We start from the raw sequence: 2488 nt of genomic DNA, 5'->3' as shown, positions 1-2488 counted from the left end.
GACCCCCGCGACGCGCGGCCATATCGATCTGGCGCGGCTGGAAAAGGGCAACGTTGCGGTGCAGATCTTCTCGTCGGTATCCAAGACCCCGCGCGGGCAGAATTACGACAGCAATTCCGCCGACACCGACAACATCACCCTGCTGGCGATAGCGCAGCTGCAGCCGGTGCGAACATGGTTTTCGGTGCATGAACGCTCGATGTGGCACGCAACCAGGCTGGAACGCGCCGCCAAAGCCTCGAATGGCCGGATGACGCTGATCCGCTCAGCCACAGACATCGACCGGCTGCTTGCCGAACGCGCACAGGGCAAGCAGGTCACCGGCGTAATGTTCTCGGTCGAGGGACTGCACAACCTTGAAGGCAAGGCCGCCAATCTTGACCGGCTTTACGCGGCCGGCATGCGCATGGCCGGGCTGGTGCATTTCTTTGACAACGATCTTGGCGGGTCGATGCACGGCGAGGCGCAAGGGGGCCTCACCCCGTTCGGGCGGCAGATGATCCGCGCGATGGAGGCCAAGGGCATTATCGTCGATATCGCGCATTCCAGCCACGCCGCCGTAGCCGATATTCTCCGCATGGCGCGTCGCCCGGTCGTTTCAAGCCACGGCGGGGTGCAGGCGGTGTGCGGCGTCAACCGCAACCTCAGCGACACTGAAATACGGGGCGTCGCGGCAACCGGCGGCATCATCGGCATTGGCTATTGGGACGGGGCGTTGTGCTCGACCGACCCGGTGAAGATCGCGCAATCGATTGCCCATGTCCGCGATCTGGTGGGGATCGATCATGTCGCGCTGGGCAGCGATTTCGACGGCGCGGTGACCACCCGCTTCGACACCAGCCAGATCGTTCACGTGACGCAGGCGCTGCTCGACATTGGCTTTACCGAAAGCGACATCCGCGCGGTAATGGGCGGCAATGCGCTGAGGCTTATCAAACAGGGCATTGAACCTTTGCCCGGCAACACACTATAGGCATGAGCCTGATGACATGGGAATACGCCGCCGTGACGGAGCAAAATTTGGCCGAGTGCAAGGAAAGAGGAGGGAGCCATGTTATCGCATAGTGACCGACGATTGACGCCGCAATCGGCCAAATTTTGCCCGCCGCTCGCGGTTGCCGCTGGAAGCCCCCCGGACTGCGTTGCGGCGCTTGGACGGGTAACCAACCCGCCCTGCGCACCGTGCCTTGCCGGAGAACTTCCAGCAGCAATCACGGTGGCGCAATCCCATGCCATCAGGCTCTAACATGATCAGGCTGGAGGGCAGCGAGCCGCTGCCAGAGCGTTTGCGCGGGGGCATCATCGCGCTGGGCAATTTCGATGGCTTCCACGCCGGGCATCAGGCGGTGGCGGGGCGCGCGATTGCGTGGGCAAAGGCGGAAGGCCGCCCCGTGATCATCGCCACGTTCGATCCGCACCCGGTGCGCTATTTCAGGCCCGATGTCGCGCCGTTTCGCCTGACCAGCCTTGACCAGCGCCAGCGGCTGTTTGCCGAGGCGGGGGCCGATGCGATGCTGGTGTTCGCCTTCGATGAAACGCTCGCCAATACGCGCGCGGAGAGCTTTGTCGGCGATCTGCTGGTTGAGCGCTTCGGCGCGGCTGGCGTGGTGACGGGCGAGGATTTCACCTTCGGCAAGGGGCGCGGCGGCAACATTCAGGTGCTGCGCGATCTCGGCGCGTTGCTCGGCTTGCGCAGCGAAGCCATCGGCCCGGTTTCGACCGGGGATGCGGTGGTTTCATCCAGCCGCATCCGCCAGTGTCTGCTGGACGGCAGACCCGATGAGGCCGAGCGTCTGATGACACGACCGTTTGCGGTGCAGGGCGTGGTGCAACACGGCGACAAGAACGGGCGGCTGCTCGGCTATCCCACCGCCAACATGGATATGGGCAGCTATCTCAGGCCCATGTATGGCGTCTACGCGGTCACCGGGCAGCTCGCCGATGGCCGGGTGCTCAAGGGCGCGGCGAACCTAGGCATCCGCCCGCAGTTCGATCCGCCCAAGGAACTGCTCGAACCGCATTTCTTTGACTTTGACGAAGACCTTTATGGCCAGACCATCGAGATCGCTTTGCGCCATTTTATCCGCGCGGAGGCGAAGTTCGGTTCACTTAAGGAACTCACCGCGCAGATCGAGGCGGACTGCGTGCGCGCGCGGGAATTGCTTGCCTGAAAGCCCCGCGCCGCTTAAGCGCCAGCGATCATGACTGACCAAGCCGCAAGCACGCCCACGGACTATAAAGACACCGTCTTTCTGCCGACCACCGACTTTCCGATGAAGGCTGGCCTTGCCCAGAAGGAACCGGCAATTCTGGCGCGCTGGCAGGAAGCGGACCTGTACCGCCAGCTTCGCGATGCCCGCAAGGGCCGTGAAAAGTTCATCCTGCACGATGGCCCGCCTTACGCGAACGGCGACATGCACATCGGCCATGCGCTCAACCATATCCTCAAGGATATGGTCTGCCGCACCCAGTCGCTGCTCGGCAAGGA

The 2488-nt window shown here is 63.3% G+C and carries 3 protein-coding genes; all 3 read left to right on the top strand.

Going from position 1 to position 2488, the window contains the following annotated elements; translation table 11 throughout:
* Positions 1-973, top strand: a 973-nt coding sequence (locus ACEW8G_RS13165; protein WP_373488864.1) for a dipeptidase, incomplete at its 5' end; no start/stop codon positions are given.
* 274 nt (positions 974-1247) lie between these two features.
* Entirely contained in the window at positions 1248-2171 is a 924-nt protein-coding gene (locus ACEW8G_RS13160; RefSeq protein WP_373488865.1) for a bifunctional riboflavin kinase/FAD synthetase, read from the top strand.
* Positions 2172-2201: 30 nt separating this feature from the next.
* On the top strand, positions 2202-2488 hold a 287-nt coding region (locus ACEW8G_RS13155; RefSeq protein ID WP_373488863.1), incomplete at its 3' end, for a class I tRNA ligase family protein.

The sequence above is a fragment of the Blastomonas sp. genome, from assembly GCF_041747255.1.
GTDB lineage: Bacteria > Pseudomonadota > Alphaproteobacteria > Sphingomonadales > Sphingomonadaceae > Blastomonas.
Note: the sequence above shows the minus strand (reverse complement) of the source record. Positions and strands in the feature narration are given on the sequence as shown.